Consider the following 13,785-nt stretch of genomic DNA (forward strand, 5'->3'; position numbering starts at 1 on the left):
CCGCCAGGGCCCGACCACGGTGCCGCAGGTGCCAGCTGCCACATCCGGACTGTGCCCGGCCGCTTCCCGATGCCATAATCCAGCCTTTGCAATCAGGACGGGAGCCGTATCTTGATCCTTGTCACGGGCGGCGCCGGCTTCATCGGCGCAAATTTCGTGCTCGACTGGCTTGCTGGCGGCGATGAGGCCGTGCTCAACCTCGATGCGCTCACCTATGCGGGCAATCTCGAGACCTTGGCCAGTCTGGAGCGCAACGCGGCGCACCGCTTCATCCACGGCGACATCTGCGATCGTGCACTGGTCGATGGCCTGCTGGCCGAGCACAGGCCGCGCGCGATCATCCACTTCGCTGCCGAGAGCCATGTCGACCGGTCCATCCACGGGCCGGGCACCTTTGTGCGTACCAACGTCGAAGGCACGTTCACACTGCTCGAAGCCGCGCGCACGTATTGGTCCGGACTGCCGGCCGGCGATCGCGAGGCGTTTCGCTTCCTCCACGTCAGCACCGACGAGGTCTATGGCTCGCTCGGGCCACAGGATCCGCCGTTTGCCGAAACCAAGACTTACGAGCCCAACAGCCCGTATTCGGCAAGCAAGGCGGCGAGCGACCATCTCGTGCGCGCCTGGCACCACACCTATGGCTTGCCGGTGCTGACCACGAACTGTTCGAACAATTACGGCCCCTACCAGTTTCCGGAAAAGCTCATCCCGCTCATGATCGTCAACGCGCTGGCAGGCAAGCCGCTGCCGGTGTACGGCGATGGACTCAATGTACGTGACTGGCTCTACGTCGGTGACCATTGCAGCGCGATCCGTGAGGTGCTGGCGCGCGGACGCCCTGGCGAGACCTACAACATCGGCGGCTGGAACGAGATCGCCAACATCGACATCGTGCGCACCTTGTGCCGTCTGCTCGACGAGATGCGTCCCGACCCGGCCGGGCCGCACGAGCGCCTGATCAGCTATGTCAAGGATCGCCCCGGCCACGACCGCCGTTACGCCATCGATGCGCGCAAGATCGAGCGCGAACTGGGCTGGAAGCCGGCGGAGACCTTCGAAACCGGTATCCGCAAGACAGTGCGCTGGTATCTCGACAACCCCGGCTGGATAGCCAATGTGCAGAGCGGCGCTTACCGTGACTGGGTGGCGACCCAGTATGGCGGCAGTGACGCAGGGCAGGGCGCATGAGGGTACTGCTGCTGGGCCGCAACGGCCAGGTGGGCTGGGAGTTGCAGCGCGCACTCGCGCCGCTCGGCGAGCTGGTCGCGCTCGATCGCCATGCAGACGCAGGCCTGTGCGGAGACCTCTCTCGCCCGGATGAACTGGCCAGCACCATAGGCCGTGTGGCACCAACGGTGATCGTCAATGCCGCGGCCTACACCGCGGTGGACAAGGCGGAGACCGAAGCCGCCCAGGCTCGTCTCATCAACGCCGAGGCGGTGGGGGCACTCGCCGGTGCAGCCCGCGATGCGGGCGCCCTGCTGGTGCATTACTCGACTGACTATGTCTTCGACGGCAGTGGCGAGCGAGCCTGGACGGAGGCCGATGCAACCGGACCGCTGTCGGTGTATGGGCGTACCAAGCTTGAGGGCGAGCAGGCGATCCGCGAAAGTGCTTGCCGGCATCTGATCCTGCGTACATCCTGGGTCCATGCTGCACGCGGCGGAAACTTTGCGCGCACCATGCTGCGGCTGGCGGCCGAACGCGAGGTGCTGAGCGTGATCGCCGATCAGTTCGGCGCCCCCACCGGCGCAGATCTCATTGCAGACGTCAGCGCCCACGCCCTGCGCGCCTGCCTGAGCCGGCCGGAGCTTGATGGCACCTACCACCTCGCCGCGGCCGGCGTGACGAGTTGGCACGGGTATGCACAGTTCGTCATTGACGAAGCGCGCAACCTCGGGCGCGCGCTCAAGGTACGCGAGATCGCCAGGATCGGTAGCGCCGACTATCCCACCGCGGCCGTGCGTCCGCTCAATTCCCGCCTCGACACCACCAAGCTGCGCCATGCCTTCGGGCTCCACCTGCCAGACTGGCGCGACGGCGTCGCGCGCATGTTGCGCGAACTGCAGACCTGACCAAGGACACTCCCGACCATGACCATCAAGAGCGTGATCCTTTCCGGCGGCTCAGGCACCCGCCTGTGGCCTGCCTCGCGTGAAAGTTACCCCAAGCAGTTGCTGCCGCTGACCGGCGAACTGTCCCTGCTGCAGGAGACCGCGGTCCGCCTGAAGGGCTTTGCTGGCGCCGAGGTCGATCCTCGGCCGCTGATCGTTACCAACGAGGAATACCGCTTCATCATCGCCGAGCAATTGCGCCAGATCGGCGTACGAGCGCCGCAGATCGTGCTCGAGCCGGTCGGTCGCAATACGGCGCCAGCGCTCACGCTGGCGGCATTGGCTGCACTGGAGGAGGGTGATCCGGTGCTGCTGGTGATGCCAGCCGACCACGTGATCAGCGATGTCACGGCCTTCCAGCAGGCGATCGCAGAAGGCGCGCGAGCCGCCGCAGGAGGTGCGCTGGTGACCTTCGGCATCGTGCCGGACCGGCCTGAGACCGGCTACGGCTACATCCGAGCCGGGGCCCCGGTTGCCGACACCGGCACGGCACGTGGCCTGGCCGAGTTCGTCGAGAAGCCGGACCGCGCCACTGCCGAGCGCTATGTCGCGAGCGGGGCCTACTTCTGGAACAGCGGCATCTTCATGATGAAGGCCTCGGTGTGGCGTCAGGCGATCACGCGTTTCAATCCCGACATGGAAGCCGCCTGCGCGCGCGCTTTTACCGCCCGCAGCACGGATGCGGACTTCATCCGCCTTGACGCCCCCGCCTTCGAGGCCAGCCCGAGCGATTCGATCGACTACGCGGTCATGGAACGCATCGCCGAAGCGCCGGAGCTGGGGCAGGGGGTGGTCGTACCCTTATCCGCCGGCTGGTCGGACGTTGGTGCCTGGGATGCGCTATGGGCCGTCTCGGACAAGGATGCAGACGGTAACGCCGCGCGCGGCGAGGTGCTGTTCGAATCGAGCCGGAACACTCTTGTACATGCCGGCAGCCGTTTGGTCGCCGCGATCGGCTGCGAGGACATGATCGTGGTCGAGACGCCGGATGCGGTGATGGTCGCGCACAAGGAGCGAACGCAGGACGTCAAGAAGGTCGTGGCGCGCCTGAAGGCCGAAGGCCGCAGCCTGACGCAGAGCCATCGCAAGGTGTACCGGCCCTGGGGCTGGTACGACTCGATCGACGCCGGCGAGCGTTTTCAGGTCAAGCGCATCGTCGTCAATCCCGGCGCCAAGCTCAGCCTGCAGATGCATCATCACCGCGCCGAACACTGGATCGTGGTGAAGGGTACGGCCGAGGTCACCAATGGCGACCGGACCTTCCTGCTCGGCGAGAACGAATCCACCTACATCCCGCTGGGACACACGCATCGCCTCGCCAACCCGGGCAAGCTGCCGCTGGAGATCATCGAGGTGCAATCTGGCAGCTATCTTGGCGAGGATGACATCGTGCGTTTCGAGGACAACTACGGCCGCACCGCCAGCTGACGGGACGCATGGCACGGCACCTGACGGCCGATCGGGCAGGTGCTGTGTATAATGCGCTCCGCTTCAGACGTGACACCCGCGGGGATGGCGGAATTGGTAGACGCACTGGATTTAGGTTCCAGCGCCGCAAGGCGTGAGAGTTCGAGTCTCTTTCCCCGCACCACATTGTTTTAAAAGGCCTTTTAAGCCAGGCCGCGACGTGGCCTGACCGCATTCGCGGATGCGTGTGGGCAGTATTGGTGCAGTGGTGCCCAAACTGCCGAAGCGCGAGACAGCCTGCAGAGTGACTCTTTCCCCCACCCTCTGCAATCACAAACACACGATAATCTGCGTTATGTAAACTTAACGAGTTGATCACGCCATTGGAAACTTGATAACTGATACGCCACGCTTCCCGCCATAATGCAGGAGCAAGAGCACGCAATGGCCGGGAGTACGCTGTGGACGCATCGGAGCTCGATCGCATTCTCGTGCAACATCGCCGAGAGCCCTCTCAACTTCTGCAGATCCTTATCGATGTGCAGGAACAGGCGGGATGGTTGCCGCCGGACGTCATCAGCGCCATTGCGTCCGCGCTAGCCGTGCCGCGTGTGCGGGTCGAGAGCACGGCGAGCTTCTACAGTTTTCTCCACACCCAGCCTGCAGGCGAATACCGGCTGCTGTTCTCGGACAACATCACTGACCGTATGCTCGGCAACACCGGGCTGATGAGTGCCCTGTGCGAGCAACTCTGGCTCGAACCAGGCCGGCTTTCCGAGGATGGATTGGTGCGCGTGGGCACCACATCGTGCACCGGCATGTGCGACCAGGGGCCAGCCCTGCTCGCGAACGGCCGTGCGATCACCCGCCTGACTGTCGACCGGATCAACGAGATGGCGCACCTCGTTCGCAGCCGCGTACCCATCGGCGATTGGCCACCCGAATGGTTCGAGGTGGCCGACAACATCCAGCGTCGTGACGTCCTGCTCGATCATCGGTTGAGCCCGGGCGAAGCGCTCGCAGCGGCGCTCGACCGTGGCGCAGCCGGGCTGCTTGCCGAGATCGAGCGGTCGTCCCTGCGTGGTCGGGGGGGCGCAGGCTTCGGCAGCGACATCAAATGGCGCTCGTGCCGCGACGCCTGGGGCGACGCGCACTACGTTATCTGCAATGCCGACGAAGGCGAGCCAGGTACTTTCAAGGATCGTGTCCTGCTCAACAGCTACTTCGACCTCGTCGTCGATGGCATGTGCATCGCCGGCCTCGCGATTGGCTCGAGCAAGGGTTTCATCTACCTGCGCGGCGAATACCGCTACCTGCTCGACCGCCTCCAGGCACGCCTGGCGCAACGCCGCGAACAAGGCCTGCTGGGGCGCAACATCCTGGGCCGCGGCTTCAGCTTCGACATCGATATTCACCTTGGTGCCGGCGCCTATATCTGCGGCGAGGAGTCGGCACTCATCGAATCGCTCGAGGGCAAACCGGGTAAGCCGCGCATCCGACCGCCCTTCCCTGTCACCAACGGCTACCGGGGCCAGCCCACCACGGTGAATAACGTTGAGACGCTCGCCCTCGCAGCCCTCATTGCCGTCCGTGGCGGCGAGTGGTTTCGCGCCATCGGCACGCCCGCCTCCACCGGCACCAAATTGCTGTCGGTGTCGGGCGACGTCGCCCGTCCGGGGATCTACGAGTTTCCTTTCGGGGTTACCGTGGCCGACGTGCTGCAGGCCGCGGGCGCCCGCGACACCCTGGCCGTCACCAGTGCGGGCGCGGCAGGTCATTGTCTGGATGAGCACGAGTTCGGGCGCCGGATTGCCTTCGAGGACGTGGCCACGGGCGGCTCGATCATGGTGTTCGACCGCAGCCGCGACATGCTTGAGGTCGCGCGCAACTTCGCTCACTTCTTCGCCCATGAGAGCTGCGGTTTCTGCACACCGTGCCGGGTCGGCACCGCGGTGGTTGCCCGCCTGATTGATAAGTTGGCTGCCGGGCGTGGCTCGCCCTACGACCTTGAGGAGATGGCGAAGATGCACGTTCTCATGCAAGGGGCGAGCCATTGCGGACTTGGCAATACCGCGACCATCGCAGTCAACGACATGCTCTCCCGCTTCCGTTCGGTATTCGAGAGCAGGCTCCAGTCAAGCGAATACGAGCCCGCCTTCGATCTGGATGCCGCATTGTCGCGGGCGCGCCAGATGACCGGCCGGGACGATCCGGGCGCTCACCTGGGCAGCAACCTTAGCGCTATCGACACCCATCGGCATCCGCCCGATTGGGGTGATGCGACATACGCGCCCTTCCCCGCTACGCCAAGCCCTGCGAAGGATGAACAGCCATGAAGGACACCTTCCTGCTTGATGGCGAAGAAGTGGCCTTCACGCCGGGCCAGACGGTGATGCAGGCAGCAACTGCTGCTGGCAAGTACATCCCGCACCTGTGCTGGCATCCGGACTTTGCTGCGCACGGATCCTGCAAGCTGTGTACGGTGAGGATCGACGGCCGGCTGGCGACCGCCTGTACCGTGCGTGCGGCGGCGGGCCAATCAGTGGAAAGCGAAACCGAGGAACTGGCAGACAAGCGCCGTACCCTGCTGCAGTTGCTGTTCGTCGAGGGCAACCACTTCTGCCCATCCTGCGAGAAGAGCGGCGATTGCGTGCTGCAGGCCACGGCTTACAGGCTGGGCATGCTCAGCCCCCACTTCGACCACTTCTATCCCGACCGGGCCGTCGATGCCTCGCACCCGGACGTACTCCTCGACTTCAACCGCTGCATCATGTGCGAGCTGTGCGTGCAGGCCAGCCGCGACATTGATGGCAAGGACGTGTTTGCCCTGTCCGGGCGCGGCACGCGTTCGCATCTCATCGTCAACAGCGTCTCTGGCCAGCTGGCGGAAACGCGCTTTGCCGCCAGCGATCGTGCGGCCACGATCTGTCCGGTGGGCGTGATCCTGCGCAAGCGCGTGGGCTTCGCCGTGCCGATCGGCAAGCGCACCTATGATCGCGAACCGATCGGGGCCGTCCGGGCAGACACCGTGCACACCGACAAGGAGCCAGGCTGATGGCGGGCAAGCTCAAGGTCTCGACCGTGTCGCTGGCAGGTTGCTTCGGTTGCCACATGTCTTTGCTGGATATCGACGAACGCCTGCTGACGTTACTCGAAAGGGTGGAGTTCGACCGCTCACCGATTACCGACATCAAGCACTGCAGCCCCTGCGACATCGGACTGATCGAGGGTGGCGTGTGCAATGCCGAGAACGTGCACGTGCTGCGCGAGTTCCGCGCCAACTGCAAGGTGCTGGTCGCACTCGGCGCCTGTGCGGTCAATGGCGGCCTGCCGGCGCAGCGCAATGCGCTCGACGTCGGCGAGATCCTGCAGATGGTGTATCGCACCGGGCACGGGCTGGCGCCGGGCAGCGCCGTACCCGACGACCCCGAACTGCCACTGCCGCTGAACCAGGTGCATCCGGTGCACGAGGTAGTGCGGATCGACTACTTCCTGCCTGGCTGCCCGCCCTCGGCTGATGCGATCTGGTCATTCCTGAACGATCTCATCGAAGGTCGTGCGCCCAGGCTCGGCCACGGCCTGCTGCAGTACGACTGAGACGGTACATAGGCACCCCATGCGCTCAACACGGATATGCCGCAAAGGACAGACGCCATGAGCTTGGATCTCGAAACCGCAACCGTTGCACGCGACAGACTACGCCGCGTCGCCATCGACCCGGTCACGCGCGTGGAGGGCCACGGCAAGGTCACCATCCTGCTCGACGAGGACAACAAGGTGCATCAGGTGCGCCTGCACATCGTCGAGTTCCGCGGCTTCGAGCGCTTCATCCAGGGCCGACCTTACTGGGAAGTACCGGTGATGGTGCAGCGTCTGTGCGGTATCTGCCCGGTGTCCCATCATCTCGCGGCGAGCAAGGCGCTCGACCTGATCGTCGGCGCCACGACCCTGACGCCGACGGCCGACAGAATGCGCCGGCTCATGCACTATGGCCAGATCCTGCAGTCGCATGCGCTTCACTTCTTCCATCTGTCCTCGCCCGACCTGCTGTTCGGCTTCGAGTCCGAGCCCGGTCGCCGCAACATCGTGGGCGTGGCGGAGCAGTTTCCCGACATTGCCCGCAAGGGCATCCTGCTGCGCAAATACGGACAGGAGGTGATCCGGCTCACCGCAGGCAAGCGCGTCCATGGCACCGGTGCTGTGCCAGGTGGCGTCAATCGCTCGCTGAGCGGCGCCGAGCGCCAGTTGCTGCTCAGAGACGCCTACCAGATGATCGCCTGGAGCCGGGAGGCGGTCGAGATCGTCCGCCGCATCCATGAACAGGACCCCACGCTCTACGACAGTTTCGGCAGCTTCGAGTCGAACTTCATGGGCATGGTCGCCCCCGACGGCAGCCTCGACCTCTACGACGGCGCGCTGCGTGCTCGTGACGCAGACGGGCGCATCCTCTTCGACCAGGTCGACTACCAGACTTACGACAGCCTGATCATGGAAGAGGTCAAACCCTGGACCTACATGAAGTTCCCCTACCTCGCCGCACTCGGCCCCGAGCGCGGCTGGTACCGGGTCGGACCGCTGGCGCGAGTGCAGAACTGCGACAGCATCCCCACGCCGTTTGCCGACCATGAGCGGCGGACCCTGCTTGCCTACGCCGGTGAGCGCCCGATGCACGCCACGCTGGGCTATCACTGGGCGCGCATGATCGAGATGCTGTTTGCCGCGGAGACGATCAAGGATCTCCTCCACGACGACGATATCGAGGGTGACGAGCTGATGGTGAGCGGGGCCCGCCGGCGCGAGGGCGTCGGTGTCATCGAGGCGCCGCGCGGCACCCTGTTCCACCACTACCAGGTCGGCGACGACGACCTCGTCACCATGGCCAACCTCATTGTGTCGACCACCAACAACAATCAGGCGATGAATGCCGCGGTGCGCGAGGTGGCCAGGCGCTACCTGGACGGCCGCGAGCTCACCGAAGGGCTGCTCAATCACATCGAGGTTGCCATTCGCGCTTACGACCCCTGCCTGTCGTGCGCGACCCACGCCCTGGGCAAGATGCCGCTCGAGGTACGGCTGGTCGACGCCGCGGGTGAGGAGCTCGACCGCCGCTGCCGTCAGTGAGCCCGGGCACAGCGCATGCTGACATGAGCATACGGACGCCGCCGCCGATTCTCGTGTTCGGCTGGGGCAACCCCAGCCGCGGTGACGACGCACTCGGCCCCCTTTTCATCGACGCCCTCGCTGGTCGCGCGCTGCCCGGTGTCGAGTGCCTGACCGACTTCCAGCTCCAGGTCGAACATGCACTCGACCTGCGCGACCGGCAGCGCGTGCTCTTCGTCGATGCTTCGGTCGACGCCGGGCACCCTTTCGAGGTCAGCACAGTCCTGCCGGCGCGCGACACCAGCTTCACCACGCATGCGGTGTCGCCGCAGGTGGTGCTGAGTGTGTTCGAGGACCTGGAGCGATGCCCGCCGCCCCCTTCAACGCTCCTCGCCATCCGCGGTGAGCAGTGGGCGCTGGGTACCGAGCCGTCGCCGCAGGCAATGGCCCGGCTCGCAGCGGCCCTGGACTGGGCGCAGGCGTGGTGCACAACCAGCCCGCCGGCGCCCGAAGGCGGCTGAGCGCGGCCTCACTCGAGTTCGCGCAAGGCCTCCAGCGCCTCGTCGACGCGCTCCACGGCGATCACCCGCAATCCGTCGATGGCCTGCTTGGGCGCATTCGCGCGCGGCACGATGGCGGCGTCGAAGCCGAGTTTGGCTGCTTCCTTCAGGCGCTCCTGGCCGCGCGGCGCGGGGCGGATCTCACCGGCAAGGCCGACCTCGCCGAACACGGCCAGGCCACGACGCAAGGGGCGATCGCGCAGCGAGGACACGATCGCGAACAGGATCGCGAGATCGGCAGCCGGCTCGGTGATCTTCACCCCGCCCACCGCATTCACGAACACGTCCTGGTCGAAGCACACAATGCCGGCGTGGCGATGCATCACCGCCAGCAGCATGGCCAGCCGCGTCTGCTCGAGGCCGACCGAAAGCCGGCGCGGGTTGGGGCTCTGCGACGCATCGACAAGCGCCTGCACCTCGACCAGCAGCGGACGCGTTCCCTCCTGGGTGATCAGCACGCAGCTGCCCGGCACCTGCTGGGAGTGCTGCGACAGGAAGATCGCCGACGGGTTGGACACGCCGCGCAGCCCACGCTCGGTCATCGCGAACACGCCGAGCTCATTGACCGCACCGAAGCGGTTCTTGAAAGCACGGATGAGACGGAAGCTCGAATGCGTGTCGCCCTCGAAGTACAGCACGGTATCGACGATGTGTTCGAGCACCCGCGGACCGGCGAGCGCCCCGTCCTTGGTGACATGGCCGACGAGGATCAGGCAGGTGCCGCTCTGCTTGGCAAAGCGCGTGAGCTGGGCCGCGCATTCGCGCACCTGCGCCACCGAACCCGGGGCCGACTGCAGGGTTTCGGAATAGACGGTCTGGATCGAGTCGATGACCGCCACCCGCGGCCTCGCCTCGCGCAGTGTGTGCAGGATGCGCTCAAGGTTGATCTCGGCCAGCATCTGCAAGGGCGTCGCAGGCAGCTGCAGGCGCTGGGCACGCAGCGCGACCTGTTCGCCCGACTCCTCGCCGCTCACATAGACTGCGGTCGTGCGCACCTCCTCTGCGCCCGCGCCTGCCCCCTGCTGCAGCGTCGCAAGGTTGGACAGGGCCTGCAACAGCAGCGTCGACTTGCCGATCCCCGGATCGCCACCGATCAGCACGACACCGCCGCTCACCAGTCCGCCGCCGAGCACACGGTCGAATTCGTCCAGTCCGGTTGGCTGGCGGGGTTCCTCCTTGGGCTGCAGCGCAGACAGGGGGCGCAGTCGCGCGGTATCGCCGGCCAGGGCCGCAAAGCGGTTGCCGGCCGATGACGTTGCCGGCTCAAGGACGGTTTCGACCAGCGTGTTCCAGGCCTGACACTGCGGGCACTGACCCTGCCAGCGCACCGCCTGTGCACCGCACTCGGTGCACACGAACGCAGTCTTCGCGCGTGCCATCAGTCAGTTACGGTGCGGGCAGTCGGAAATTGGCCGTCTGACATCGGGTCAGGCCGCGCTGTCGCGATCGGCCATCCGCGCGAATTCCTCGCAGGCAAAGTCTGCAAAGGCGGTGATCAGTCGCGAGCGGAACTTGTCACGGGGCAGGATGACTTCGAGCGGGGTGTAGATCCTCGGCTCGAGGGCAATCGCAACCAGACGGCCATCCTCCAGGTCTCGCTGGATCGCGCGTTTGGACGCGATGGCAAAGCCCAGCCCCGCAGCCGCAAGGTGCTTGATCGTCGCCAGACTGCCGATCTCAGCGCACAGGGTGATCTCACTACCGGCAATGCCGGCAGCCTCGAAGAACTCGTCGGCAATCTGACGGATGCCGTTACCCGGGTCACGATCAATGAAGGGGTGGCCGACCAGGTCCTTCGCTCGCAGACTCTTGAACGCCGCAAGCGGGTTGTCGGGACTGCAGATCACGAACAGCTCGTCGCGTGCAGCACTGCGGCGCTCAATGGCGTGTTGCTCGGTAACGATCTCGATGAGGCCGATGTCCAGATCACGCGCAGCAACGGCATCTTCGGTCAGTTTCGAGTTGCCGACCACCACACGCGGCAACACGCGTGGGTAGCGGCGCTTGAAGCCTTCAAGGATGTGCGGTAGCCAGTAAGCGGCGATCGTTGTGCTGGTGCCGATCTTGATCTGGCCCGCAAGCTCGTCGGTAAGCTCGGACACGCGCGAGTCCAGCTCGGCGGAGAGTCCGAGAATCCGCTCGGCGTAGGCCAGCACAAGTTCGCCCGCAGGTGTCAGGGAGATCTTGCCATGCCCGCGATCGAGCAACCGGGTGTCGAAGTGCTCTTCCAGCTGCTTGATCTGGAAGGTGACGGCTGGCTGCGTCATGTGAAGGTGTTCTGCCGCGCGCGTGAACGAGCCGTGCTTCGCTACCGCGTGGAAAACCTGAAGTCTGCGATCTGCCATGATCCGGATAAGGATGGTTTATCAACTCGAATTAAAGCACAAATGCAGGCGTTCGGCGATCCCACAGACGCCGGGGTTTGGTGCCAAAGCTGGCGCTGATTTCGGGCATTGATCGGCGTCATCACCATGCACACGCCTTCGTGATATAAACCGCGCTCCTGCTACCGTGAGCCTGCTACCGCACGATGCCGCTCGGCTTCTACATCATCATGGCTGCGCAGTTCTTCTCTGCGCTCGCCGACAATGCCTTGCTCATCATCTCGATCGCAATGCTCCGGGACATGGCCGCACCGTCCGAGTTCGAGCCGCTGCTCAAGCTGTTCTTCACCCTGTCCTACGTCGGTTTGGCCGCATTCGTCGGCGCCTTCGCCGACTCGATGCCCAAGTGGCGGGTGATGCTGATCAGCAACACGATCAAGATCGGCGGCTGCCTGATGCTGTTTCTGGGCAGCCACCCGTTGCTGGCCTACGCCGTGATAGGACTCGGTGCGGCCGCTTACTCGCCCGCCAAGTACGGCATCCTCACCGAGTACCTCCCTCACCGCCTGCTGGTGGTCGCCAACGGATGGATCGAGGGGCTCACGGTGGGGGCAATCATCATCGGTACCGTGATGGGCGGCATCATGATCCGCGACGACGTCTCTACGGCCCTGATGGGCCTGGGGCTGCCCTTTGCCGACAACGCCTTCGAGGCGGCAGTGTTCGTCATCGGCTCGCTCTATCTCGCCGCGGCCGTGTTCAACATGTTCATCCCCGATACCGGTGTCGACCACAAGCCGCTCAAGAACAACCCGATTTACCTGTTTCATGATTTCAACCACTGTCTGCGCCTGCTGTGGCGCGACAAACTCGGTCAAATCTCTCTCGCCGTCACCACGCTGTTCTGGGGCGCCGGGGCAACCTTGCAGTTCATCGTCATCAAGTGGGCCGAACACAACCTGGGTATGAGCCTCTCCGAAGCCTCCATGCTGCAGGGCGTGGTGGCGCTCGGAATCGCCGCCGGCTCGATCCTTGCCGCGCGCTACATCTCACTGCGTCAGTCCGTGAGGGTGATCCCGCTTGGCATCGCGATGGGGATCGTTGTCACCTTGATGATCGGCGTGACAGAGGCGTGGATCGCGATGGCGCTCATGGTGGTCGTGGGCGGACTCGCGGGCTTCTTCGTGGTGCCGATGAATGCACTGCTGCAGCACCGCGGCCATATTCTGATGGGCGCAGGCCACTCAATCGCAGTGCAGAACTTCAACGAGAACCTGTCGATCCTTGTCATGACCGGCACCTATGCCTTGCTGATCATGTTCGGGCTGTCGATCAACACCGTGATCGCGCTCTTCGGCATCTTCGTCGCCGGCACAATGCTCGTCGTCAAACGCCGCCACGAGGCAAACCAGCGCGAATTCGACAATGTCGCCCTGCTCGAGGACCGCACGCACTGAGCAGCACCCCAAGCATGCTCAGTCCGACGCGCAGGCGCCGGCCATCAAGCGACGGCCAAAGCACAGATCCTCCCAGGCTTTGGCCTTGTCCTGCGGATTGCGCAGCAGATAAGCCGGATGATAAGTCACCATCACTGGCACGCCATTGCGCTCGAAACGCTTGCCGCGTGCGGCAGAGATTGCGATCTCACGATTCAGCAACGCTTGTGCGGCGGGACGGCCGAGCGCAATCAGCAGCCGCGGCCTGACCAACTCGATCTGGCGCTGCAGATAGGGCAGACAGGCGTCCAACTCGGCCCCCTGAGGCGTGCGGTTGTGCGGCGGCCGGCACTTGACCGCATTGGCAATGAAAACGTCCTGGCGCCTGTCCAGGCCGATGGCACCCAACATGTTGTCGAGCAGGCGGCCCGCCGGACCAACGAAAGGTTCGCCTCGAAGATCCTCCTCGCTGCCCGGCCCTTCGCCGACGAACATCCAGCGTGCATTGCGGTCACCAACACCAGGTACGGCCTGCCTGCGCTGCTCGCAAAGGCCACAAGCGCGGCAGGCGCGCATGTCTTCCTCGAGGGCGTCCCACTGAAGGCTGGCAATCCGCTGGGCGCGCACGCTGCTGATCGCGTCATCGGCGGACGGCGGCGCGACATCTTCAGGTAGAGGATTGGCAGGCGACTCGACGCGCGCGCGGGCCCGTATGTCGGACAGCGACGGCGCACGCTCTTCCCGCGGCAGCTGAGGTGACGACTCAACGGCCTGGGTTGCCACGCCTATGTCGTCCTGGGCCTCATCGGCAGTCCTGCGCAACCGCCAGACCGGCCCAAGGCCC

The 13,785-nt window shown here is 64.9% G+C and carries 12 protein-coding genes and 1 tRNA gene; 10 read left to right on the plus strand and 3 right to left on the minus strand.

The window, feature by feature from the left end:
• Positions 1-111: 111 nt before the first annotated feature.
• The 9 genes from rfbB to LQF09_RS10685 all read left to right on the plus strand — a co-directional run bounded on the left by rfbB (position 112) and on the right by LQF09_RS10685 (position 9,142).
• Complete coding sequence (rfbB, locus tag LQF09_RS10645; RefSeq protein ID WP_270067933.1) at positions 112-1,188, plus strand: dTDP-glucose 4,6-dehydratase; 1,077 nt, start codon at positions 112-114, stop codon at positions 1,186-1,188.
• A complete protein-coding gene (gene rfbD, locus LQF09_RS10650; protein WP_270067934.1) occupies positions 1,185-2,075 on the plus strand; it encodes a dTDP-4-dehydrorhamnose reductase in 891 nt (296 codons plus the stop codon). The genes rfbB and rfbD overlap by 4 nt, the downstream gene beginning before the upstream one ends.
• Before the next feature lie 18 nt (positions 2,076-2,093).
• Positions 2,094-3,542 carry a mannose-1-phosphate guanylyltransferase/mannose-6-phosphate isomerase gene (locus LQF09_RS10655; RefSeq protein ID WP_270067935.1) on the plus strand — a complete coding sequence of 483 codons (1,449 nt, stop codon included), beginning with the start codon at positions 2,094-2,096 and terminating at the stop codon, positions 3,540-3,542.
• A 78-nt stretch (positions 3,543-3,620) separates the two neighbouring features.
• Positions 3,621-3,705 (plus strand) — tRNA-Leu (locus LQF09_RS10660).
• A 277-nt stretch (positions 3,706-3,982) separates the two neighbouring features.
• Entirely contained in the window at positions 3,983-5,857 is a 1,875-nt protein-coding gene (locus LQF09_RS10665) for an NAD(P)H-dependent oxidoreductase subunit E (RefSeq protein WP_270067936.1), read from the plus strand.
• Positions 5,854-6,576 carry a 2Fe-2S iron-sulfur cluster-binding protein gene (locus LQF09_RS10670; protein ID WP_002929036.1) on the plus strand — a complete coding sequence of 241 codons (723 nt, stop codon included), beginning with the start codon at positions 5,854-5,856 and terminating at the stop codon, positions 6,574-6,576. The genes LQF09_RS10665 and LQF09_RS10670 overlap by 4 nt, the downstream gene beginning before the upstream one ends.
• On the plus strand, positions 6,576-7,118 hold the full coding sequence (locus LQF09_RS10675; RefSeq protein WP_002929033.1) for an NADH ubiquinone dehydrogenase: 543 nt from the start codon (positions 6,576-6,578) through the stop codon (positions 7,116-7,118). The genes LQF09_RS10670 and LQF09_RS10675 overlap by 1 nt, the downstream gene beginning before the upstream one ends.
• A gap of 57 nt (positions 7,119-7,175) precedes the next feature.
• A complete protein-coding gene (locus tag LQF09_RS10680) occupies positions 7,176-8,642 on the plus strand; it encodes a Ni/Fe hydrogenase subunit alpha (RefSeq protein ID WP_270067937.1) in 1,467 nt (488 codons plus the stop codon).
• A 23-nt stretch (positions 8,643-8,665) separates the two neighbouring features.
• Positions 8,666-9,142 carry a hydrogenase maturation protease gene (locus tag LQF09_RS10685; protein ID WP_037984508.1) on the plus strand — a complete coding sequence of 159 codons (477 nt, stop codon included), beginning with the start codon at positions 8,666-8,668 and terminating at the stop codon, positions 9,140-9,142.
• An 8-nt stretch (positions 9,143-9,150) separates the two neighbouring features.
• Here LQF09_RS10685 and radA read toward each other — a convergent pair whose 3' ends face one another.
• Both radA and LQF09_RS10695 read right to left on the minus strand, forming a co-directional pair.
• Entirely contained in the window at positions 9,151-10,560 is a 1,410-nt protein-coding gene (gene radA, locus LQF09_RS10690; protein WP_002929024.1) for a DNA repair protein RadA, read from the minus strand.
• Between the two features lie 48 nt (positions 10,561-10,608).
• Entirely contained in the window at positions 10,609-11,526 is a 918-nt protein-coding gene (locus LQF09_RS10695; RefSeq protein WP_083485757.1) for a LysR family transcriptional regulator, read from the minus strand.
• Positions 11,527-11,711: 185 nt separating this feature from the next.
• Between LQF09_RS10695 and lplT the strand changes: the two genes are divergently transcribed.
• Complete coding sequence (lplT, locus tag LQF09_RS10700) at positions 11,712-12,962, plus strand: lysophospholipid transporter LplT (RefSeq protein WP_270067938.1); 1,251 nt, start codon at positions 11,712-11,714, stop codon at positions 12,960-12,962.
• 18 nt (positions 12,963-12,980) lie between these two features.
• On the opposite strand, the gene LQF09_RS10705 is transcribed toward lplT, so the two are convergent.
• A complete protein-coding gene (locus LQF09_RS10705; RefSeq protein WP_443081763.1) occupies positions 12,981-13,724 on the minus strand; it encodes a uracil-DNA glycosylase in 744 nt (247 codons plus the stop codon).
• Positions 13,725-13,785 lie beyond the last annotated feature (61 nt).

This window comes from Thauera sp. WB-2 (assembly GCF_027594845.1).
GTDB lineage: Bacteria > Pseudomonadota > Gammaproteobacteria > Burkholderiales > Rhodocyclaceae > Thauera > Thauera mechernichensis.

What these genes read in the sequence shown, in the direction of transcription:
- rfbD (WP_270067934.1), top strand. Translation starts at nt 1,185, where the DNA reads ATGAGGGTACTGCTGCTGGGCCGCAACGGCCAGGTGGGCTGGGAGTTG.
- LQF09_RS10655 (WP_270067935.1), top strand. Translation starts at nt 2,094, where the DNA reads ATGACCATCAAGAGCGTGATCCTTTCCGGCGGCTCAGGCACCCGCCTG.
- LQF09_RS10670 (WP_002929036.1), top strand. Translation starts at nt 5,854, where the DNA reads ATGAAGGACACCTTCCTGCTTGATGGCGAAGAAGTGGCCTTCACGCCG.
- LQF09_RS10675 (WP_002929033.1), top strand. Translation starts at nt 6,576, where the DNA reads ATGGCGGGCAAGCTCAAGGTCTCGACCGTGTCGCTGGCAGGTTGCTTC.
- LQF09_RS10680 (WP_270067937.1), top strand. Translation starts at nt 7,176, where the DNA reads ATGAGCTTGGATCTCGAAACCGCAACCGTTGCACGCGACAGACTACGC.
- LQF09_RS10685 (WP_037984508.1), top strand. Translation starts at nt 8,666, where the DNA reads ATGAGCATACGGACGCCGCCGCCGATTCTCGTGTTCGGCTGGGGCAAC.
- radA (WP_002929024.1), bottom strand. Translation starts at nt 10,560, where the DNA reads ATGGCACGCGCGAAGACTGCGTTCGTGTGCACCGAGTGCGGTGCACAG.
- LQF09_RS10695 (WP_083485757.1), bottom strand. Translation starts at nt 11,526, where the DNA reads ATGGCAGATCGCAGACTTCAGGTTTTCCACGCGGTAGCGAAGCACGGC.
- lplT (WP_270067938.1), top strand. Translation starts at nt 11,712, where the DNA reads ATGCCGCTCGGCTTCTACATCATCATGGCTGCGCAGTTCTTCTCTGCG.